This window comes from Xenorhabdus bovienii (assembly GCF_024721015.1).
Lineage (GTDB): Bacteria > Pseudomonadota > Gammaproteobacteria > Enterobacterales > Enterobacteriaceae > Xenorhabdus > Xenorhabdus bovienii.
This window is the reverse complement of sequence record NZ_JANAIF010000014.1, coordinates 1-23,132: the sequence shown is the minus strand read 5'-3', so window position 1 is coordinate 23,132 and position 23,132 is coordinate 1. Positions and strand designations below refer to the sequence as shown.

Here is a 23,132-nt window from a genome sequence, read left to right as displayed (position 1 = left end):
GATTTTTCAATGACAGTCCACGTTGAAACGATCGGCATAGCTGAATGCCAGTACTATTGGATATAAAAAATCAGGCAGATGTTTTTATCCATACAGCCTGATTAGCTATGTAAATATCAATAATATGTATTATTGGTGCTTATTTTAATTCAATAACTAAATCATTTTGGGGAATACAGCTACACGCCAGAATTTTCCCATTATCTTTGATAGCGGTCGATTTTAATGGTGACACATTACCTTCAATCAGAGATATCTTACAGGAACCACAAATTCCCGCGCGACATGAATAGGGGATTTTAATACCTTGTTTTTCCAACTGTTCTAAAATAATTTGCTGATTATTTCCAGTAAAACGCTGACCGTTGAATTCAATTGAAATAGCTTGCCCAATTGCTTTCTGTATATTCAAATCTTTTGCTTGCTCACCGCAGCCATATTCACGAGGTGTTTTCTTATCTAAAATAGTGACGCTATCACCTACGCGAATAATCCCATTATTGCGGACAATGGCATTCTGTCCAAAATCAACTGCCCCATTCTCTTTGGCAGTTCTGAATGATTGCAATGTAGCCAGTGGTTCGCTTTTCGGATTTTTACGGCCTTTTTCAGTGCTTACTGTAGTCAAAATACAGCGGCTACATGGTCTTGGCAGGTCAAAAATAATATTGCCGATCTGGATGGTCTGCCAGCTATCTTCTTCGAAAGGTGCTGCGCCTGTAACAACAATATTGGCACGGAATTGTTCTATTTTGATACTGGCGGGACAACGTTGCTGCAACGCATGAAAAGAAGCTTCATTAATAATTAAGTAGGGAAAACCATCAGCAAATGACAGTGAGATATCAGGGAATTGCTTCACTCGGCGGGTTAACTCTTCACTGAGCCAGCGGAGTTGCACAGGTGTATCAAAAAAGCCACCCAGCCAGGTATTCACCTCATCGGGAGCGACCAACGCAGTAAAATGATTGCCCCAAACTTCGGTAGGATGGTGTTCTTCTTTAAAATCGCTGTAGAGTATCGTTGCACTTTCCCCATTAGGCGCTCTCAAGTAAATACCGTTATTGAGCATGGAAGGGGTAAATAGCAGCATTTGGGGATACAGGCGAGCTGTCATGAAACTGCCATCTGTTTTGGTAATCATAAAGTTGCGATCAAACATCAAACCACTTTCACCGGTAAAGGAGTGCGAGAGCTGCAACCCACGCATTGATTTCACTGGGTATGTATAGAGACGTGACAGAGTTATCATTCAGTATGCCCAAAAAATGTTTTTTATTTTTTGATAAGGTGAGCAACTTTATGACATGTTGCTGGTATTAGCTATAATGTGCAGCGATTTTTTTTGGTGGTGGACTTTTTGTGGTGAAAAATAATATGAACTCTCTCTTTGCCAGCACGGCACGTGGGCTGGAAGAATTATTAAAAAACGAATTGGAAATGCTGGGAGCGCAATCCTGCAAGATTGCCCAAGGTGGGGTTCATTTTCAAGGTGATGATCGGGTGATGTATAAAAGCTTGCTCTGGAGCAGGCTGGCATCACGTATCCTGATGCCGCTTAACGAATTCAATGTTTATAGCGATTTGGATCTCTATCTTGGGGTTCAATCTATTGACTGGAGCGAAATTTTTTCAGTCGATAGCACATTCTCAGTGCATTTCAGTGGCACGAATGAGGAAATCAGAAACACACAATATGGTGCCCTGAGAGTGAAAGACGCCATTGTTGATAGCTTTGTACGTAAAATAAAGCAACGTCCTGATGTTGCCAAACAACAGCCGGATATTCGCATTGATGTTTTTCTGAACAAAGAAAAAGCGACACTGTCGCTTGATTTGAGTGGAGAAGGGTTGCATATCCGTGGCTACCGTGATTTGGCTGGTCAAGCTCCGCTGAAAGAAACACTTGCGGCGGCGGTTGTTTTGCGCTCTGGCTGGAAAGCGGGAACGCCGCTGATTGATCCAATGTGTGGTTCAGGAACGTTATTGATAGAAGCGGCAATGATGGCCGCAGATGGCGCTCCAGGTTTGCATCGTCAGCATTGGGGATTCACATCATGGCTGAAATTCGATCAAGAAATCTGGCGTGAAATGATGGCTGAAGCGCAGGTACGTTTCCGTAAAGGGCTACAGGAAACGACTTCTCGCTTTTTTGGTTCGGATATTGATCGTCGGGTCATGGATATGGCTCGCTCAAATGCCCGCAGAGCAGGCGTTGCCCACTTAATTCAGTTTCAACAAGGGGATGCGAGTAAGCTGGAAAACCCATTGCCGGAGGGCGCTGTGGGAACAATACTGAGCAACCCGCCTTATGGCGAACGTCTTGAAAGTGAGCCAGCACTGGTTGCCTTGCACAGCATATTTGGACGAATAATGAAAAGCCGCTTCCCAGGCTGGCGTCTCTCATTATTCAGTGCTTCGCCAGAGTTGTTGAGTTGCCTGCAACTGCGCGCTGAACGCGAGTTTAAGGCTAAAAATGGCCCGCTGGATTGTGTCCAGAAAAATTATCAACTTTCGGACAAACCGCAATCACTGGATGCCGGTATTGCAGATGATTATGCTAACCGTTTGCGCAAAAATGAGAAGAAACTCAGTAAGTGGGCGAAGCAGCAGGGTATTGACTGTTATCGTTTATATGATGCGGATTTACCTGAATACAACGTTGCGGTTGATCGTTATGCGGACAAAGTTGTTGTTCAGGAATACGCGCCACCTAAAACCGTAGATGCCAACAAAGCCCGCCAACGCTTATTCGATGTGATCAGTGCAACCATGAATGTGCTCGAATTGTCATCTAATCAACTGATCCTGAAAACCCGCCAGCGTCAAACAGGCAAAAATCAATATGAAAAAATGGCCGAAAAGAAAGAATTCTTTTTGGTGAACGAATATGGTGCGAAATTCTGGGTCAACTTGACAGATTATCTGGATACCGGTCTGTTTCTCGATCATCGTATTGCCCGCCAAAAATTGGGTGAAATGAGCCAAGGGAAAGATTTCCTTAACCTGTTTGCCTATACCGGTTCAGCAACGGTGCATGCTGGATTGGGCGGTGCGAGGTCTACGACCACAGTGGATATGTCCCGCACTTATCTTGAATGGGCAGAAAAGAATCTACAGGCTAATGGCTTGTCTGGGCACCAGCATCGTTTGATTCAGGCTGATTGTTTGGGATGGCTGGCACAAAGTCGCGAGCAATTCGATTTGATCTTTATCGATCCTCCGACATTTTCTAACTCTAAGCGAATGGAAGACTCATTCGATGTTCAGCGTGATCACATTCCACTCATGAAACAGCTTAAATGTCTGCTTCGTCGTGGCGGAACCCTGATGTTCTCCAACAATAAGCGAGGTTTCAAAATGGACTTTGCCGAACTTGAGAAATTAGGGCTGGTTGCGGAAGAAATCACAGAGAAAACGGTATCTCAGGATTTTGCCCGTAACCGCCAGATTCATAACTGCTGGCTACTGCGTCACGCTGGCGAGGAAAAATAATATTATGTCATTGATTAATCTCTCCGGTGCCTGGTTATCATTCAGTGATGCGCCACTGTTGGATAATACTGAACTGCATATAGAAGAAAACGAAAGAGTGTGTCTGGTTGGTCGCAATGGAGCAGGGAAATCAACCCTGCTGCGCGTACTGGCAAAAGAGCAGCCATTGGATGATGGCCAGGTTATTTATGAGCAGGATTTGATTGTTGCCCGTTTACAGCAGGACCCACCCCGTGATGTAGAAGGCACGGTATTTGATTTTGTGTCGGAAGGGGTAAAGGAACAGGCGGATTGCATCAAGGCATTTCATCATGCTTCCCGTCTGGTGGAAACTGATCCTAGCGACAAGAACCTCAATCGGCTAGCAGAATTGCAGGAAGTACTGGATATTCAGGGGCTTTGGTTACTGGATAGCCGGATCAGTGATGTCTTGAAACAACTTTCTTTGCCAGCAGAAGCAAAATTGTCCTCACTTTCCGGTGGCTGGTTGCGCAAGGCCGCATTGGGAAGGGCGCTAGTCAGCTCGCCTAGAGTGCTGTTTCTTGATGAACCAACAAACCACCTTGATATTGATACGATTGAGTGGTTGGAAAATTTTTTGAAAGACTTCAACGGAAGCCTTGTTTTTATTTCCCATGACCGCTCATTCATTCGCAGTATGGCAACGCGCATCATTGATTTAGATCGCGGGAAACTGACTTCGTGGCCAGGAAATTACGATAAATACCTTGAAAGCAAGGAAGAGGCATTGCGGGTTGAAGAATTACAAAATGCCGAATTTGATAAAAAGCTGGCTCAGGAAGAAGTCTGGATCCGTCAGGGCATTAAAGCACGACGTACCCGTAACGAAGGGCGGGTAAGGGCGTTGAAAGCGTTGCGTGTAGAGCACTCCGATCGTCGTAATGTTATGGGTACGGCGAAAATGCAGGTCGAAGAAGCGACACGTTCCGGTAAAATCGTGTTTGAAATGGAAAATGTGAATTACCAGATTGGTGATAAAACATTGGTCAAGAATTTCTCGGCGCAAGTTCAGCGTGGAGATAAAATTGCTTTAGTTGGGCCAAATGGTTGTGGCAAAACGACATTATTGAAACTGATGCTGGGAGATTTGTCGTCAGAGAGTGGGCGCATTCACTGTGGAACAAAACTTGAAGTGGCTTACTTTGATCAGCATCGTGCCGCATTAGACCCGGACAAAACTGTCATGGATAACCTTGCAGAAGGCAAGCAGGAAGTGATGGTGAATGGACGCTCCCGTCATGTACTGGGTTATTTGCAGGACTTCCTTTTCCATCCTAAGCGAGCGATGACGCCTGTGCGGGCTCTCTCTGGCGGTGAACGTAACCGACTGTTGCTGGCGCGCCTGTTCCTGAAACCGAGCAACTTGCTCATTCTTGATGAACCGACCAACGACCTTGACGTTGAAACGCTGGAATTACTCGAAGAATTAGTTGATGGCTATACAGGTACGGTGATTCTGGTCAGCCATGATCGTCAATTTGTTGACAATTCCGTGACTGAATGCTGGATTTTTGAAGGCAATGGCGAAATCAATAACTATGTAGGAGGTTATTATGATGCCCAACAACAACGGACGCAGACTATCTCCCTACACCAGTCTTCAGAGAAAAAAAACAGTATCGAAACGAAGGCAGTCAAGTCTAAAGAAACATCTAAACGGGCAAGCAATAAGATAAGTTACCATTTACTGCGAGAGTTAGAACAACTACCATCATTATTAGAAATCTTAGAGGAAGAAATAGAACAATTGCAATCCCAGGTCGGTGATTCTGAATTCTTCAATCAACCACACGCAATCACACAAAATGTTCTGAATGAATTGGCAAATAAAGAGCAAAAGCTGGAAAAAGCTTTTGATCGCTGGCAGGAACTGGAAATGATAAAAAATGGATGATGGCTGCTGCCTATTTCCAATAAATTTCAATTTGCAGCGCGGCGGTAAGTGAGGAAATCCCCCGGGCGCATAGATCACTATGTGGCTGGGGTGAGTGAACGCAGCAGCAATTTGAAAGATCAAGAGTATGGCCTTGTTGATTTGCTACAGGAGAAACACTTTGTGTTCCAATAATCATCAGCATGACAAGCTGGTTTTGTGTCCCCAGTGTGACATGCTGGTGGCCGTGCCTAACTTGGAACAAGGGAATAAAGCGGCTTGCCCCCGATGTGAGACTTTTCTGACAGCAAAGTGGAAAGAGCCACGTAATCAGCCAACAGGCTATGCAGCGAGTGCATTATTGATGCTGTTCCTCGCCAGCCTCTTTCCGTTTGTCAGAATGAATATCGCGGGTATTGTCAGTGAAATATCGCTGCCTCAGATCCCGAAAGTGATGTTTAGCGAAGACTATTCAAGCATCGCAGTGTTTTTCCTGATTTTTGTTCAGCTCGTACCTGCATTTTGCATGGTCGCTATTATTCTCTTGTGTCAGAACATTAAGATGGCGCGTCGCTTGAAAATTGAGCTGGCGCGTATTTTGTTTCAGATGAAAACCTGGTGCATGGCAGAGATCTTCCTTGCAGGAGTGTTAGTTAGCTTTGTCAAGTTAATGGCTTATGGCGACATTGGTATTGGGTTGAGTTTCCTGCCTTATTGTCTATTCTGCCTGTTTCAGGTCAGAGCATTTCAATGTCTTGACAGACACTGGTTTTGGAATGAAATAGAGCCGGCACCTGAAGTGTGTATACCTTTACAGGCAGGTAAACCGGGTTTGGTGCAAGGTGTCAGGCTGTGCCAGTGTTGTACCGCCATCTTGCCAGCCCAGCTGCCGCAGTGTTCCCGCTGCCATACTACGGGACATGCCCGTCGTCGCCATAGCCTCCAATACACTATGGCACTATTGATAACATCCGCCATACTTTATATTCCAGCGAACCTGCTGCCGATTATGGTGACTCAGGCATTGAGTAGCCATATTAACTCCACCATTCTGGAAGGCATTATTCTACTTTGGAGCACAGGTTCTTACCCGGTTGCAATGGTTATTTTCATCGCCAGTATTATGGTGCCTATACTGAAAATGCTGGCTATCAGTTGGCTGTGCTGGGATGCGAAGAGTCAGAGCAGTCATGATTCTGAAACGATGCATTTTATCTATGAAATGGTCGAATTTGTCGGGCGCTGGTCCATGATTGATGTTTTCGTTATTGCGGTGCTATCAGCGCTGGTTCGCATGGGGCAGTTCATGAGTGTCTATCCTGCCACCGGAGCAGTCCTGTTTGCTCTGGTTGTTATCTTGACGATGTTTGCGTCAATAACATTTGATCCGCGCTTAACTTGGGACAAAGCCAATCATAAATTTGAGTTACAGAAAAATGAGGAGTCGTAAGGTGACGGATAAAGAAGAAGATCTGACTCAGGCCAGAATCAGTAAACTCAAGAGTTGGTCACCTGTATGGATTGTGCCAATTATCACTGTGCTAATTGGTGCCTGGATATTGTTTTATCATTTCAGTCATCAAGGGCCTGAAGTGACATTGATGACATCCAATGCTGAGGGCATTGAAGCAGGCAAAACCAAAATAAAAAGCCGTAGTGTTGATATCGGTATAGTTGAACGTGTGTCACTGAGTGATAACTTAGGCCAAGTTATCATCAAGGCTCGCCTGAATGATGGTATGGAGCGGCTATTATACCAAGATACTGCGTTTTGGGTCGTTAAACCTCAAATTGGCCGTGAAGGTATTTCTGGCTTGAGTACATTACTTTCCGGGGTATTTATTGAATTACAGCCAGGCAATCAAGGCGGTGAAGAGAATAAATTTTCATTACTGGATTCACCTCCGCTGGCGTCTCCTGATGCAAAAGGTATGCGTCTGGTCTTAATCAGTGAAAAAGCAGGGCAGTTAACTCCCGGTGACCCTGTGCTATTTCGGGGGTATCGGGTAGGTTCGGTTGAAACCAGTATTTTTGATCCCAAATCGCGGTTAATGCGCTACCAAATTTTCGTCAATGCACCCTATGATGGATTGTTGACCTCGGGTGTCAGATTCTGGAAAGACAGCGGTGTTGCCTTCGACATGTCCTCACAGGGGCTACGGGTCGAGGTTGCATCATTATCCACTCTGTTTGGCGGCGGTGTCAGTTTTGATGTACCGAAAGGTTGGGATTTGGGCAACCCGGTTAAAGAAAAAGAAACTTTCAAACTTTATGACAGTGAGAAAAATATCCAAAACTCACTCTATACAAAGCATAAAGATTTGTTGTTGTTTTTCGCTGATTCAGTTCGTGGCTTGCAGCTGGGAGCGCCAGTCGAATTTCGCGGCATACGGGTGGGAACTGTGGCAAAAGTGCCTTTTTACACTGAAGGCGTTAGACAGCGACTTGATAATGACTTCCGTATTCCCGTATTGATTCATATTGAACCTGAGCGTTTTGAGAAAGAGATTGGTAGTGGTTTTTATACTGATAAGGAACTTGAGGAAATTATTGCGCGCGGCCTGAGAGCCTCTTTGAAATCAGGAAACTTACTGACAGGGGCATTGTTCATTGATTTGGACTTTTACCCCAATGAGGAAAAATGGACAGGTCCATATGAAATCGCAGGTTATGAAATTTTGCCAACAGTAAGTGGTGGGTTGGCTCAAATCCAGCAAAAAGTCATTATGGCACTGGATAAAATTAATAATATGCCGATTGAGCCCGTATTTGTTCAAGCTACCCGGACATTAGAAGAAAGCCAGAAAACCATCAAGGCAGCTCGAAAAACAATGGATGAATTAAATCGCATCCTTGCGAGCAAAGAAGCTCAGGGGCTTCCCAAAGATATACAAAATACACTGCAAGAATTAAACCGCAGTATGCAGGGCATTCAACCCGGATCTCCGGCTTACAATAAGCTGATTGATAATATGCAACGGCTGGATCAAGTCTTGCGTGAATTGCAACCTGTCTTGAAGACACTTAACAATAAAAGCAACGCATTGGTATTTGAAGCTGAAGAGATGAAAGATCCTGAACCCAAAAAGGCGCGTAACTAATGAAAAAGTTGATGTTAAGATTGGCGTTTTTTATTTCTGTCAGTGTTTTTGCTGTTAGTAGCGTGTTTATTTCAGGGTGCAGCAGTAGTCAGCCGCAAAAAACTTACTACCAGCTACCGACTTTAACGAGTACATCACAGGAAAGTCGATTAGGTGTCAAAGATGAACGACAATTATGGGTAAAAGGAGTGACTCTTGCTGATTACCTTGCATCACCGGGTATCGTTTATCAAACAGGGGACGTGATCTATGTCAATGCTTCGAATCACTTGTGGGCTAGCCCATTAGAACAACAATTACAGCAGGTTTTGATCACGGAACTAAGCGCGGCATTTCCACAAAAACTCGTTGCCGGACAACCGCTGGAGAAAAATGCGGATACACTGGATATCACAATAACCGCTTTTCACGGACGGTATGACGGAAAGGTGATGATTCAAGGATATTGGATGTTATTTAATCAGAATGGCGTGATTAAACGGCCATTCAATCTTGAGTTGAAACAGAAAATAGATGGTTATGCTGAATTAGTACGCACTTTGGCAACAGGTTATAGTCAGTTGGCTCAATCCATCGCTAGTCAGATAGCCTCTCCTGTCTAATTGGTATGGTGTATTTGACATTTCTATGAACATCTTTACTTGATCTTCGCTGCATATAAGGGTATCACTTAGAACCATGTGGATGAAAAACGATCATTGTTTTATTTACATGGTAATAGGATGAGGAAGTAAGGCATGAAAAGACAGAAAAGAGACCGTTTGGCACGAGCACTTTCCAGAGGTTATCAAGCTGGAATTCACGGACGGCCGCGAGAGAATTGCCCTTATCATTCATTGGATGCGCGTTCACATTGGTTGGGTGGCTGGCGTCAAGCGATGGAAGACCGTGCTTGACGATAAGTAAGTTTGGTTAATAACTCGATTCATTAGGATAATCACCTCCGCCACAGTAGCGGAGGTGATTAGCACTGGAAATAAGCGTTCGCAGCCAATACGAAATTGTCAAAAGGCACTGGTGTCCTTAAATAATCCTACCTTCAAATCTTTTGCGGTATAAATCAGTTTATCGTCTACCAAAACTTCACCATCAGCTAGCCCCATAATGAGCTTACGGTTAACAATCCGCTTGAAATTAATGCGATAGGTGACTTTTTTTGCCGTTGGTAACACTTGGCCAGTGAATTTAACTTCACCCACCCCAAGCGCACGGCCTTTACCTTCACCCCCGATCCAGCCAAGGAAGAAGCCAACGAGCTGCCACATAGCATCAAGGCCGAGGCAACCTGGCATAACGGGATCATTGACAAAATGGCAATGGAAGAACCACAGCTCAGAATTAATATCTAACTCAGCTTCGACATAGCCTTTATCGTAGGCACCCCCGGTTTCTGTCATTTTTATGATGCGATCCATCATCAGCATATTGCCAGAAGGCAGTGGTGGGCCATTTTCACCGAATAACTTACCTTGTCCAGAGGTTTGAAGTTCTTCTTTTGTATAGGACTCTTGTTTGTTAAACATATTTTTGGATAGCCTTTTAATTATGTAAGGCCAGAGGATAGCGTACACTTGTACGCTGAACAACTCCGATCAGATGATACTGAATTAACCTAACCAGCGCAGAAACCAAGGAAGCTTAGGCCGCTCTTGACTATTAGCCTGTGTAATGCGTTCGTATATAATGGCTAACAAGTGTTCTTTTTGTGGATCGTAATAGGGAATACCCGTCAGAAGTGATGCTGCTTCAGAGACATGTTCAACTGTCCAGATATGGAATTGCCCATTTTTTACCGCGTCAATAATGTCTTGATTCAGACACAGGTGTTGCACATTGGACGTTGGGATAATCACGCCTTGCTTACCTGTCAGCTCCCGGTAGTTACACAAACGGAAGAAACCTTCAATTTTTTCATTGACGCCACCAATGGGTTGAACATAGCCAAATTGGTCTACAGCCCCTGTTACGGCAATTTGCTGATCAATAGGCTGTTGTGACAGGGCGCTGATTAACGCACATAATTCAGCCAGTGAGGCGCTGTCGCCATCAACTTCGCCATAAGATTGTTCAAACACAATAGAAGCAGAGAACGGTTGTGGCTGATCCAGTTTTAATTCAGAAATTAAGTAAGCCTGCATGATCATCATGCCTTTTGCATGAATATTGCCGCCTAGCTCTACTTTACGTTCCACATCAATAAATTCACCGTCTCCTAAATGAGCAACACAACTGATGCGTGAAGGTTCGCCCATCGGATCTGGATGCCCTGGGTATTCGAGCACGGATAACCCATTGATTTGGCCAATCACTGAGCCTTGTGTACGGATCAGTATCTGACCTTTCAGAATTTCGTCTATGCTACGTTCAGCCAAATAGCCATGACGCCAGAGACGATTGTCTTCCGCTTGTTGCATCGAATGCGATGTGATTTGATTTTCCTGTTGGTAAGCGGCGGCTGTTTCCAGCTTTTGTTGTAACCACTGAATATCCAAAGGTAAGCTGAGTTGGTCTTCAGTATAACGAACGGCTTGCTTGAGCAGTTCAGGCCATGCATCAGTACTTAATGGAGGCAATGTTTGCTGCTGAATTATTCTGTTAACATAGCGGCACCATAGCGCTAGATCATCTTCTTCATGAAATGGCATATCCAACTCAAATTCGCCATACAGTGCATTGTTGGCCAATTCTGGCTCAAGAGCGTGTAATTCCTCAAGACTCAGGCGATCTCCTACCAGAACGAGCCGCAAATTCAACGGCATTGAAGGTACAGGAAGGGGTAGTGAGCGATTCTCATTGTGTGATAGCCAATCAAAACGGCGCTGGATAATCATCTGCTTGAGACGAACCCACATTAATGGCTGAGAAAGTAGGGTACGTAAAGGCAAAATCAGGACACCGCCATTGACCTGATGGATAAGACCAGGTTGTAGCTGAAGCGCACCTTGATGGGTGTAGATGTTGCCGAATAATTGCTCCGGTTCAATCCATTCGCGATAAGCAACCCGCTCAGTTGGTGCAAAGGAGCCTTCACCAGAAGAACGCCAAGTAATGGTTTGGTGTTCTATCTGATAGTAACCACCGATTTTGGGACGGCTTTCCGGCAGTAAAGCTGAGATAGTATCAGATAAATGAGACAGATAAATATCACTCTCATCAGCCTTTAATAACATAAAAGGCTGACGCAGATCGGCCTGACAAAAGAGGGTTAGCCCATTGTGTAATCTAGATTGAATTGCATCCATAGTGACGGGTGCCAATTCAGCGACAGAATTGAAGAGTGCTTGATAAGGCGTACTGTTTAGCTGTAATGCCTGCCAGTCTAATTTTATATTCGTCAAAGTGATAGCTACATATAGTGAAAAGGGAAACATTTATTATACAAGATTAGGCAATGAACCGACATGTCATAATCTTTGAAAGGCATGACATTTGAGTTAACTCATTCATTATCTGTAAAATATTCTAATATCCTGTGTTGCTGTGAGCAATTAAGGAAAATAATTGCTATGCTTAATTTAAGTTACGCTGTCACTGAGAGATGAAATGAAATATCAACAATTGGAAAATCTGGAATGTGGCTGGAAATGGGCTTATTTGGCGAAAAAATATCGTGAAGGTGAGCTAATTACTAAATACATTGAGAAGAGCGCTGCGCAGGATGCGATCAATGAGTTGATGCAGTTAGAGCGTGAGCCAGTTAAGGTACTGAAATGGATTTCTCGGCATATGAACCCAGATTTATCCAACCGAATGAAACAGACGATTCGGGCGCGGCGTAAACGTCATTTTAATGCGGAACATCAACATTCGCGAAAAAAATCCATCGATTTGGATTTCCAAGTTTGGCAGCGGCTTTCAGCTCTTTCCCGACGTCGTGGCAATACTTTATCAGAAACGATAGTGCAATTGCTGGAAGATGCAGAATATAGAGAAAAATATACCCATCAAATGTCGAGCCTAAAGCAGGATTTGGAAGCTATCTTGGGGAAATAAGAGCCATAGACAGAAACAATAAAACCCCATTTTAACATGGGGTTTTTAATTAAATATGGAGGGCAGTATGACGATTACTGTGCTGCTTTCGGCTGAGTAACGATTTCTTTAGTACCCTGAATATTGATAACTACACGGCGGTCTGGAGCCAGACAGTCGATGAGTTTAGCGCGACCTTTGATGTTATCGCATGTAGAGCCAGTGACAGAGCCTTCTTTGCCACGGCCTTCTGCTTGGATGCTGGCTACTGGGATGCCTTTAGCTACCAGATAATCAACAACGGATTGAGCTCGTTTCTGGGATAATGGCAAGTTATACTGCTGGCTACCGATGCGATCAGTGTGGCCAATTACCAGAACTCTGCCTTGATCTGGATCAATTTTGGCCAGTTGGGTGTAGAGGTTGTCTAACTCTTGTTTACCTTCTGTTTTCAACGTTGATTTGTTGAAGTTGAACAGAACGTCAGAGCGCAGAGTAAAGCTCTTGTTTTCAACAGTTGGTGAAGGCGCAGGCGTTGGAGCTGGAATAACGGGAGCAGCAGGTACAACGACAGGAGCTATGTCATCTTGACCGAAACGATAAGAAACGCCAACGCTCAGCATGCCGTTATCTGGACGGGCACCGACACTGGTTGCATCGCCGATGTTGTTGACCCACTGGTAATCCAGGCGGGTTGCCAGATCTTTGGTCAGGGCGTATTCAACACCAATGGCAGCCAGCGGAGAAACACCTGTGTCGTGGTTTTTCAGTCTGCGCTGATCTTTATCACCTGCACCACCTAATGCGTTAGCATTATAAGTAGCGGAAGAGTCTGCGCGCCATACCATACCACCCAGGCGAGTATAGACATCCAGATTATCCATAACTGGGTAACTCAGTTTAGCCGCCAGTTGAACGCCTTGAGCACGGAAAGCACCGTTGTTGACGCTGCCTTTATATGCCATGCGACCCAGCCAGTCATAACCCAATTCAAAACCTAGATATGGGTTTGCCTGATAACCGACATAGGCACCTGCACCCAGCTGGTTTTTGCGAGTAGGGCCGTTACCGATTTGGTTATCGTATCCATTGCCGTAAAAATTTACGTCATGGTACTGAGACCAACCCAGCTTAGCACCAGTATACCAAGTGTTATCCTTTGGAGCTGCTTGAGCAACAGTTGCGAAAGCTGCCACTGCCACTGCTACTGCGATAGCTGTCTTTTTCATTTTACGCCTCGTTATCATCCAAATAGGCAATTGGCCTTAAAAGCCTTATTATTAGCCATTGGTTAAAATGTCTAGTTAGGTATTTGTACTTCTATCACTAGATGTGTCTTGAAAAATATTAGGACGGCTAGTACAAATCTAAACTGAGTAAAGTCTACAACGAACTTAAAAACTTACAAGTACACTGTGACTCATGGCACAAAATTTTTAATTTCATCTATACAAATTATGAATGTTTTTGACGAACATTTACAATATTGACAGCATTAATATATTGATTTCCATTGAAAACAAGGATAAGTGGCAGTAGTAGTTTATTTTTTATAAAAGAAATTGGGATAAATCTTAATTCCAGTCAATGATAGTAAACAGAAGAAATTTGTAATCTGTTTACTGGCGGTTTGAAATGATGAGCCGAGTTTTGTGGGCGCATAATAAATCCCAATGCTGTACCTTTCTGAGCGGCCAGTTGTAGCTTCTGTACGTCATACTCAGATAGCTCTGGTAGCCAACCCAGTACTACACTGTAGTTGCCACTTGCTAGAGCCTTTTCCATGGCATCAATTGATGCAACAGGACGGATTTGATTTAACTGAACAACCTTATCCAAAGGTAAACCAGAACTCATCAGCCACTGACGACTCAATCTTTTATTGGGTGTAACCCAGAGTAACCAGCGATTTTCATGCCCGGATTGACGGAGTAAAGGAAGCAGAAGGTGATTGATAGCTGGCTGGTGCTCACCGTAGATCAGTTCACTGACCATTCCTTTTACCATTTGTGAATCATATTGGGATGATTCGACAAAAGATAGCCGACTGGCAGTTGTGATACTTGCTGTTTTGTCTATTTTGAGAACCGGACAACTGTCTGTTTTTTGTTCTTCTTCCGTTCCGTTAGCTGCCGTTTTCTTCTCAATAAGATATCCCCAAGATGATCGAATGCCCATAATGTTCCTCGCCATAATGAACTGTATATTTATACAGTATATCGTTGCTTGCTTAAAAGCAAGCCTATTTTTTTTCAAAGCGCTTCGCAAAAATTTACATAAAACCGTTTTTTTCTGACTTAACGATTGGCAGTTGGAAACAGATTGCGTATGGTTTTAATTACTTGTTCTTGTTATCTATATTGCTAATAAAAACATGAGAAAAATATTAGTTAGGATATAATTCATGGAGTGATAAAAATGTTTTTATCTGGGGCGCGTTTTGCTCAATTGAAACACGGCGTATCTTCATTGGGAAAACTTAAGAAAAAATCTCAATTTGGTGGGTTTGGGTTGTTACTTGACGGGGTCTTGTTTGCCATTAGCTCAGATGGCGAACTGTATTTACGAGGAAATAGTCATGCTGAGGTATTATTTAAAGCCAGAGGCATGGAGAAATTTATTTTTTCAAAAAGGGGCATTCCCGTGACTTTACGGTACTACCGGGTTAATGAGTCACTTTGGCAGGATCAAAAGCAGTTGTTTGAATATGTCAGCTTAGCTTATCAATATACAATGGCAGAAATTATCGATAAGCAAAAAATGCCCCTTAGGCTAAAAGATCTCCCTAACTTGGGAATGACTTTAGAACGTCAACTATGGAAAGTCGGCATATCTAAAGTAGAAGAGTTGCACGTGCTGGGAGCAAAAGCGACTTACCTTAAGTTACAGCAACACAGAAAACAGACGAATGTCAGCATATTGCTTGCGTTGGCTGGTGCGATAGAAGGTTGCCATGTTGCCGTATTACCAGAGAAAATCCGTGATGATTTACTTCTCTGGCACAAGGAATTGGATCACTGTAGTTTGGGTTATTATTCTTAATGAAATTTAATCAATAGGGGCATGGCCCCTATTCAGATTGGCGCGTTTCTCTGCCTGTAGAGCCATTACGGCTGTAGTACTAAGTTATAAAGGTGTTTTTTAATGAAATAAATTTTTATTATTGTGAATTGGGACGCTACCGCATTCTCGATTAAGAATAATAACAAAAAAAAGATATTATATATTTTTATATTTATAAATTCTTATTCATTCTGAATAAGTAATATTCTATTTTATTTAATATTAGATTTGTAATGATAATTATTAATTTATTGAATTTAAATAATATATTGATATGTAATGTGGTTTTAAGTTAAAAATAAATCAGATCTAAAAATATATATTTCATTTTTTCTGGGTGTTTAATTTATTAATCTTCATGTGGAGGAAATGTTTTTTATAAGGTTTTAATAAATAAAAAACTATATAAATGATAACTATCATTTTCCGGATAATGATATAGGCCATCTTCGTTATTTTTTGTTATTCTTTGTTGTGTTTCTTTATGTCAGAGTTCGGCTTCAGAGTCATCATTTTTGCTCAGGAGAATAGGAAAACTGGAGAAGAACGTTGTGCAGGTATGTCTGGCTACATAATCAGCAACTGACTCAGTTCGCATTGAGAGTTAAAACTCCTTTTTAGATGATAAAGGAGTGCTAGAAGCTAAATACAGAGTTATTCAAAAATCCATACATCTTTACGGGATGTACCTATAATTTACTTAGGAAGAGAAATTGAAAAATATATCTGTTAGCACAAACGGTTCAATCATTGAAAATTCACTCATGTTCGGTCAATTTGGCTGGCCAGAATATGAACCTAATATGACATCTAATGGCCATTTAATTTCATCCGATTTACGAAAAATATTACTTGAGCAGTGTTCTATTTCTAAAACATTGCCATCTGAACAGTGGTGGAAAGAGAAACGAAAAAAAGATTTGCCTTTGCACTTCCTGGTTCGGGATTATCTCAATCATCCAGCCATCCAGTTTAATTCCCGAACTCTTTTTTCATCCTGCGTAGAGACGTTAGAAAATATCAAATTCAGTATAAATGAAAGAAGAGAAATCGATATTCTTCTCCCTGTCTTCTGCGTTATTAGCAATTGGCAGAAAAGACATGATATTACCTCTTTAACCATGGCAGAAGAGGTGTCCTTGCTACATCTTGCGAAAATTTCAACCTATCTTGAGGAACATACAGGGGTCAGAATACGTTTCAAAATTCTTTCGGATGCCACATTCTATGCCGGGATTTTTGGTGATCCTATGGCTGCGGCAGAACAATATATAAAGGATCTGGAAGAGTTCACTCAAGTAAGTAAAATCAATGAAATAGTTAATATTCTCGATATATCTAAGATAGTTTCATTACTTCAGGATAATTATGACCGTGCCTTTCCAGAGCATCTGAGAACCTTCACATTGAATCCATCTTTGGGAATTAGTCATGAGGAAGCCATTCGTTTCAATGCAAGCGTCGGGAGCACGGTCAATATATCAGATCTATCTCTGACATATAATCAAAGAAAGGCTATATTTTGTGATTCTATCTTCCCTGATTCGGAGATAAAGCATGAGATCATGAATAGAGTTCACACTGCCTTCGTTCATTATAGAGCTATGAAGGAAACAATGGCTAGTATCCGATGGGAAAATACGCTATTTCCTAATGCAATCCGAGCCACTATCCACCATAAGACAATACCATTAATGGGCGTCAGGATATATCCTGGTTACAAGAGCCATTCACCCAATCTTCCCTATCATGGTATTGCAGTTATTGAAAATCGGAAGAATGTCTGGCAAATGAGTATTGAACAAGAAATTCACCAACATGGCAAACGACTAAGGATTATTAATAATCGGGGAGTGAGTGACTTTTATGTAGATGCCGATATTTTGGAGAATATGGCGGTTTTGTTGCATAAATTGAACTCTTAGCAGAAATCAGTATAAGACGTTACCCTATGATCTAACATATCAACATTGAAGAACACCCCTTAATATGGGAGTAACAACTTAACAATGTGGAATATGTGCTCATATCGCTTATCAGAGGGCCATCCATGCGTAACCTTATCTTCATTATTTTGGGGAATATCACATTAGAAAGTGCGGTACCGCTACTTTTTACTGTTGGGGGACTGGCTGGCCTGCATCTTGCTCCATTGGCCTGGCTTGCGACATTGCCTATTGCGATACAAATGGCTGCTGGAAGTGTCTGTGCAATCCCTTTTTCGAACTTGATGGCACGTTACAGCCGCAGAACCGGATTTATTCTGGCTAGTATGGCAATGATATTCGGTGGACTTGCTTCAGCGACGGCTATTTATTCAGGCAGTTTCGGGCTTCTGCTCGGTGGGCATTTCCTGATTGGCATCTCGATGATTGGTATTAATTTTCTACGGTTTGCCGCTGCTGAAAGCGTTGCAAAAAACCGGGCTGCAACAGCAACCTCTTTACTGCTGGCTTCTGGAATAATTGGTGTCATTATTGGAAGCGAGCTCTATGGGAGAGGAGATAGCTTGGGCTTCGAACTTCCATTCATCGGGATATACATGATCGTGTCCGTTATCGGAGGATGTGCAGTTCTTGCTTTCGCTGCACTTGATGGTGGTCTTAGATGTTCAATTAATCGACAAACAGAAGCTGACATTAGTAAGGCATCAGGATTTTCACTTATTGCCACAAATCGCCGTTTGTTTTTTGGAATTGTGACAATGGTGTTAGGTCATGCAATCATGCTGATAGTCATGTCGACTGCCTCGATTGCCTCTATAGATTATGGTATTGGAAATTCAGAAACGGGCATATTAATTGGTGTTCATCTTGTAGCTATGTTCGCTCCCGGTGTTATCACCGGTATGCTTATATCAAGAATGGGGGCGAATCGTATTATTCTCTTGGGGGCTATCTTGTATCTTGTCGGTTTCCTGATAGGGCTTATAAATGAAGCAGTAATGGTTATTATCGCAGCGCCGCTGATTTTTGCTGGATTAGGGTGGAACTTTATGTTCTTAGGGGGAACTCATATTATCAACAGTATGCCTGATGGTATCAATAAAGTCCGTGTCCAAGGGGCGAGTGAGACGCTTCTGGCCTCGGTATCGACTGTATTTGCGCTTGCCTCCGGAGGGATTTACGGGGCACTTGGTTGGAAAGGACTGATTTTTGTTGTCACAACGATGACATTGCTGACTATATCATTACTTTGCATTCGTGCACTTTTGATATCGAATGTTGTTGATCAATCGGACTGACTTTTCTCCGGTAATTCATTCAATACGAAATAGTTTTTCTTATCACCACTCCATTTTTGCGTTAGCACACTTATTTCAGTGATCCTTCCCCCATCACTGTTCTTCTGCCGAGGAAGTAAAATTACTCAGGGTAAATTAATTAAAATACTTTTTATATATAAAATAAGAAATTAAATAGATTATGAATTATATAGAAATGAAATTATTTGCAATGTCATTATGAATAATGATGGTAATTATTATTTATTGTGTTAACAAAATGCCATAATAGTGATTAAAATTATAAGGTGTTACTTTTAAATAATAGTAACTATTCTGTTTGGTATTCTAAAGTAATTAAAAACGCACCTATATTAAATAAAAAATAATATAGACTTCAATCAAAATAACAATCAATATTACAGTTAAAAGAAATTGTAGTTATCGTGAACTCTATTAATAAATAAAGGGTAATAAATAATAATTGGGGTTAAAATGGTGAGTGAATTGAATATAATAACTTAGGTAGTAAGAGTACATGACTAAATATATGAAGGAAGTCACATCAGTAATGGGTGTTTTTAACCACTAAGGCTGATGGATATTAACTATTTTTGTATAAAGGAGAATGCTGAAAGATTGCGAGAATCGCTATAGTGATACAACGATAGATAATGCCGAAACCCATTAAATTCACATGACAGCGTGGGCTAAAAACAGGTAAAAGAGTTAGATGTGGGACAGTGGATTACATTAATACCCAAAAATTAATTGCTGAAGGTGAAGTGTAGAGCTGAAATCTACTCGTTTGTGTCACAGAGTACAAGTAACTTGCGAACGGAATGCATTCGTATAATTTATTATGAGAACATCTGAAAGCTCGTTGAACTCGAACTTATATAACCTTCATCCCGCTCAAGAGGATGTGTTTTACGAGCAGGCACTCTATGAAAATAATCCACTACACAACCTCGGTTGGTATACGTTGATAGAAGAAGATGTTGATATAGTAACTTTTCAGCAAGTGTGGAATTTACTACATCAACATATTGATATGTTACGGTTACGCATATCGGTTAATGCGGATAATGAAGCTATACAATATATCCAAGATCAAAGTATACCTGAATCAATTATATTTCATGATGTTACAATGCAGCCTGAACCTGAAAAAAAAGCACAGCTTTGGATGCAGCAGCAAATAGATAATCCTATAAATTTTTTAAAGGAAACTCCATATCAGATTTCATTGATTCGTATGACAGATGAAAAATATTATTTTTTCACTATATTCCATCATATTATGATTGATGGTGTAGGATTATTTCGACTCCATGAATATGTTAATAAATTGTACGAATGTATTAAAAATGGAACATCAATAGCTTGGTTATCAGAAATTCCTCAATATTTAGATACAATAATTAAAGCAAGGGAATATCTAAATTCTTCTCATTACGAAACGGATAAAAACTACTGGTGTGATTTTTTAAAAGAAAATGAAATATACCCTTTAACTCCTTGCTATCAAAATACGGGTAGTGGTGTTGGTTCGCTAACATTACCTTCTGCGATGACATCAGATTTACGTATTTTTTGTAGAGAAAATAATACTAATTTGCTTGCTGTCTTTTCTAGTCTAGTCATCATCATGATGGCAGAACTTACGGGGCAAAAAGAATTAACATTTAGTACTATTACACACGGAAGAAAAAGAAAGTTAGACAAGCATGTCGTTGGAATGCATGCAAATATTTATCCAGTACATTGTCAGGTTTCACACTCGCTAAGTGTGATTGAACAGATTAAATTCATGGAATTATCGCAAAAAAATAGTTATCGCTATTGTAAATTTCCCCACTCTCACCTTATTCGAATCGCTAATAATTTTGGAATCCCTTTACCTAATTTATTTATTTTCTACGAACGATTTTCAGAGTCAGCATCTGAAGTAACTCAAAATAAACATAATCATATAGAAGGAACTTCTAATATTTATCCTATCGTTTTTCGATTCAAGGACTATAGCGGCACTGATCAGGAACTAAAAATAAATATAAATTATTTGCAGGCGTATTTTAGTGATCAAGATGTAGGGAAAATACTTGAACGTCTGAAAAACTTATTTGCTGCGTTGATTAAAAAACCTTCTTTATTAGTCAGTGAATTGCCTATTTTATTAGAACAGGAACGTCACACTCTACTGTACACTTGGAACCAGCCCGATGCGCTGTATCCACAAAATCAAACCCTGCAACAGCAGTTCGAAGCCCGTGCAGCAGCCATGCCGGATAACGTGGCGCTGGTATTTGAGGGAGCAACGCTGACTTACCGCCAGTTGAATGAGCGGGCGAACCAACTGGCCTTTGTGATCCGCGAGCACTATCAGCAACGACACAATCAAGCGATGCCGGCAGATACGCTGGTGGCACTGTACTTGGATCGCGGTCTGGAGATGGTCATCAGTATTCTGGCGGTGCTGAAAGCCGGGGGAGCTTATGTGCCGATGTCCCCGGAACATCCGCCGGAGCGGATTCAGTTTATTTTGGAAGACACCCAATCTCCGTGCGTGGTGACTCAGCAGCGGCACCTGACGACACTGAGTGAATGCACACAAGTTCTGATTGACCAGCCGGCACTGATAGCGGCAGATGACCAGGCGGTGACGGCCGGCTGGCCAGTGGACAATCCGGTACCGGTGAACGGAGCCGCTGATCTGGCATATGTCATTTACACCTCAGGAACGACTGGGCAGCCAAAAGGCGTATTACAGACTCATCATAATGCTGTGCGTTTATTTGCTACCACCCAAGGGGATTATCAATTTGATCAAAATGATACTTGGGTTCTTTTCCATGCCTATACCTTTGATTTCAGTGTCTGGGAATTATGGGGAGCATTAATATATGGTGGGCGTTTAATTATTCCAACAGTCGATTGCACGAAGGATTTTGTCAGTTTTACCCGCTTGTGTTCACACCAAAAAGTTACCGTTCTGAATCAAACTCCAGGCGCATTTTATGCTTTTATTGATGCCTCGTTGAGTATTGGCGCTAAATTTCCCTGTCTTCGATATGTGATCTTTGGAGGAGATAAACTTAATCCTGTTCAGTTGAAGCCCTGGTGGGACAGTTATGGAGATCAATCACCAACCCTTGTCAATATGTATGGGATAACAGAAACAACGGTACATGTTACCTATCAGAAATTAATAAAAGACGACGCTATAACGGCATCCTGCATTGGGCGACCGTTAAATGACATGTATGCCTATGTTTTGAATGACTCAGGTCATCTCGTACCTATCGGCGCCCCAGGGGAACTGTACATCGGGGGCGCGGGGCTGGCTCGTGGGTATTTGAACCGGCCGGAATTGACCGCCGAGCGTTTTGTGGTGAACCCGTTTGCCACGGCCGAAGATCAGGCGCGCGGCTACACCCGCCTGTATAAAACCGGTGATCTGGTGCGCTGGCAGCCGGACGGCAATCTGGAATATCGGGGGCGCAATGATTTTCAGGTCAAGATCCGCGGCTACCGCATTGAGCTGGGGGAAATTGAAAGCGCGCTGGCCTCGCACCCGCAGGTGAAACAGGCGGTGGTGATTGACCACGAGCATGAAGGCCATAAAGCGCTGGCCGCGTATCTGGTCACGGACGGGGAGCTGCCGGATGACACCTTGATGACGTACCTGTCCGCCCGCCTGCCGGACTACATGGTGCCGGCCAGCTTGACCCGGATTGAGACGGTGCCCCTGACTCTGAATGGCAAGCTGGATCGCCGGGCGTTGCCTGCACCGGTGTGGGGAAACCGGGATGGTTATGTGGCACCGCGTAATGCGCTGGAAACCCAGCTGTGTGCCGTCTGGCAGGACGTATTGGGGCTGGAGCGGGTCGGCATTGAGGATAATTTCTTCCGGATCGGGGGAGACTCACTTATCGCGATTAAGCTGACGGCAGCCATTCGCCGTGTTCTGGCCGTGGATGTTTCTTTGGCACAGGTGTTTAGCTTGAAAACCGTTGCCGGGATGGCTGCACAGATGGGACAGCAGGCCTGTACGGTGATCCCCCACGTCGAGTTGGCGCGTTACCCGCTGTCATTTGCCCAGGAGCGGATGCGGTTTATCGAACAGTTTGAGCAGGGAACCCATGCCTATCATGTTCCTTATCTGGTGCAACTGGATGATGGCGCTTGTTTGTCTCAGCTGGAAACCGCCATTCATCGGGTGGTTGAGCGCCATCCGGTGATGAAGACGGTCTACCGCACCGATGAGGCGGGGCAGGCCTACCAACAGGGGCTGGAAGGTAATTTGGTTCTCCGGTCACAGTCTTGTGAGGCGTTTGACGCACTCCTGCAAACCGTGCGTGCGGAACTGGCCACTCCGTTC

The 23,132-nt window shown here is 42.8% G+C and carries 16 protein-coding genes; 11 read left to right on the top strand and 5 right to left on the bottom strand.

Translation table 11 applies throughout. The features are described 5' to 3' along the window. Nucleotides 1-139 precede the first annotated feature (139 nt). Nucleotides 140-1,252: a YcbX family protein gene (locus tag NXS07_RS05965; protein WP_038218453.1), complete on the bottom strand. Its 1,113-nt coding sequence runs from the start codon at nt 1,250-1,252 to the stop codon at nt 140-142. 125 nt (nt 1,253-1,377) lie between these two features. On the opposite strand from NXS07_RS05965, the gene rlmKL reads away from it, so the two are divergent. The 6 genes from rlmKL (at nt 1,378) to rmf (ending at nt 9,386) form a co-directional block, all read left to right on the top strand. Continuing rightward, complete coding sequence (gene rlmKL, locus NXS07_RS05960) at nt 1,378-3,495, top strand: bifunctional 23S rRNA (guanine(2069)-N(7))-methyltransferase RlmK/23S rRNA (guanine(2445)-N(2))-methyltransferase RlmL (protein WP_258086359.1); 2,118 nt, start codon at nt 1,378-1,380, stop codon at nt 3,493-3,495. A 4-nt stretch (nt 3,496-3,499) separates the two neighbouring features. Continuing rightward, nucleotides 3,500-5,410, top strand: a complete 1,911-nt coding sequence (locus tag NXS07_RS05955) for an ABC transporter ATP-binding protein (RefSeq protein ID WP_038208879.1) — start codon at nt 3,500-3,502, stop codon at nt 5,408-5,410. A 160-nt stretch (nt 5,411-5,570) separates the two neighbouring features. Continuing rightward, the gene (gene pqiA, locus NXS07_RS05950; RefSeq protein ID WP_046337174.1) at nt 5,571-6,839 is read left to right on the top strand and encodes a membrane integrity-associated transporter subunit PqiA; all 1,269 of its coding nucleotides are present in this window, start codon (nt 5,571-5,573) and stop codon (nt 6,837-6,839) included. 1 nt (nt 6,840) lies between these two features. Further along, nucleotides 6,841-8,490, top strand: a complete 1,650-nt coding sequence (gene pqiB, locus NXS07_RS05945) for an intermembrane transport protein PqiB (protein ID WP_258086357.1) — start codon at nt 6,841-6,843, stop codon at nt 8,488-8,490. Then, nucleotides 8,490-9,092, top strand: coding sequence for a membrane integrity-associated transporter subunit PqiC (gene pqiC / locus NXS07_RS05940; RefSeq protein WP_258086356.1), 603 nt, complete (start codon nt 8,490-8,492; stop codon nt 9,090-9,092). The genes pqiB and pqiC overlap by 1 nt, the downstream gene beginning before the upstream one ends. Before the next feature lie 135 nt (nt 9,093-9,227). Further along, nucleotides 9,228-9,386 (top strand): ribosome modulation factor, encoded by a 159-nt coding sequence (gene rmf, locus NXS07_RS05935; RefSeq protein WP_012987356.1) that lies wholly within the window; start codon nt 9,228-9,230, stop codon nt 9,384-9,386. A 108-nt stretch (nt 9,387-9,494) separates the two neighbouring features. On the opposite strand, the gene fabA is transcribed toward rmf, so the two are convergent. Together fabA and NXS07_RS05925 are read right to left on the bottom strand one after the other, a co-directional pair. Then, complete coding sequence (fabA, locus tag NXS07_RS05930) at nt 9,495-10,013, bottom strand: bifunctional 3-hydroxydecanoyl-ACP dehydratase/trans-2-decenoyl-ACP isomerase (protein WP_038218443.1); 519 nt, start codon at nt 10,011-10,013, stop codon at nt 9,495-9,497. Between the two features lie 84 nt (nt 10,014-10,097). Further along, nucleotides 10,098-11,828, bottom strand: a complete 1,731-nt coding sequence (locus tag NXS07_RS05925; RefSeq protein ID WP_038208906.1) for an AAA family ATPase — start codon at nt 11,826-11,828, stop codon at nt 10,098-10,100. A 205-nt stretch (nt 11,829-12,033) separates the two neighbouring features. On the opposite strand from NXS07_RS05925, the gene matP reads away from it, so the two are divergent. Further along, nucleotides 12,034-12,483: a macrodomain Ter protein MatP gene (gene matP, locus NXS07_RS05920; protein WP_038179931.1), complete on the top strand. Its 450-nt coding sequence runs from the start codon at nt 12,034-12,036 to the stop codon at nt 12,481-12,483. Between the two features lie 74 nt (nt 12,484-12,557). Here matP and ompA read toward each other — a convergent pair whose 3' ends face one another. Together ompA and sulA are read right to left on the bottom strand one after the other, a co-directional pair. Then, nucleotides 12,558-13,691: a porin OmpA gene (ompA, locus tag NXS07_RS05915; RefSeq protein WP_038194980.1), complete on the bottom strand. Its 1,134-nt coding sequence runs from the start codon at nt 13,689-13,691 to the stop codon at nt 12,558-12,560. Nucleotides 13,692-14,046: 355 nt separating this feature from the next. After that, a complete protein-coding gene (gene sulA / locus NXS07_RS05910) occupies nt 14,047-14,640 on the bottom strand; it encodes an SOS-induced cell division inhibitor SulA (protein ID WP_238125891.1) in 594 nt (197 codons plus the stop codon). Nucleotides 14,641-14,880: 240 nt separating this feature from the next. Between sulA and NXS07_RS05905 the strand changes: the two genes are divergently transcribed. The 4 genes from NXS07_RS05905 to NXS07_RS05890 all read left to right on the top strand — a co-directional run. After that, nucleotides 14,881-15,504 carry a TfoX/Sxy family DNA transformation protein gene (locus tag NXS07_RS05905; protein ID WP_258086355.1) on the top strand — a complete coding sequence of 208 codons (624 nt, stop codon included), beginning with the start codon at nt 14,881-14,883 and terminating at the stop codon, nt 15,502-15,504. 734 nt (nt 15,505-16,238) lie between these two features. Beyond that, on the top strand, nt 16,239-17,450 hold the full coding sequence (locus NXS07_RS05900; protein ID WP_080717510.1) for an L-tyrosine/L-tryptophan isonitrile synthase family protein: 1,212 nt from the start codon (nt 16,239-16,241) through the stop codon (nt 17,448-17,450). Nucleotides 17,451-17,575: 125 nt separating this feature from the next. Continuing rightward, nucleotides 17,576-18,769 (top strand): MFS transporter, encoded by a 1,194-nt coding sequence (locus NXS07_RS05895; protein ID WP_258086354.1) that lies wholly within the window; start codon nt 17,576-17,578, stop codon nt 18,767-18,769. 841 nt (nt 18,770-19,610) lie between these two features. Further along, on the top strand, nt 19,611-23,132 hold a 3,522-nt coding region (locus NXS07_RS05890; RefSeq protein ID WP_258086353.1), incomplete at its 3' end, for a non-ribosomal peptide synthetase.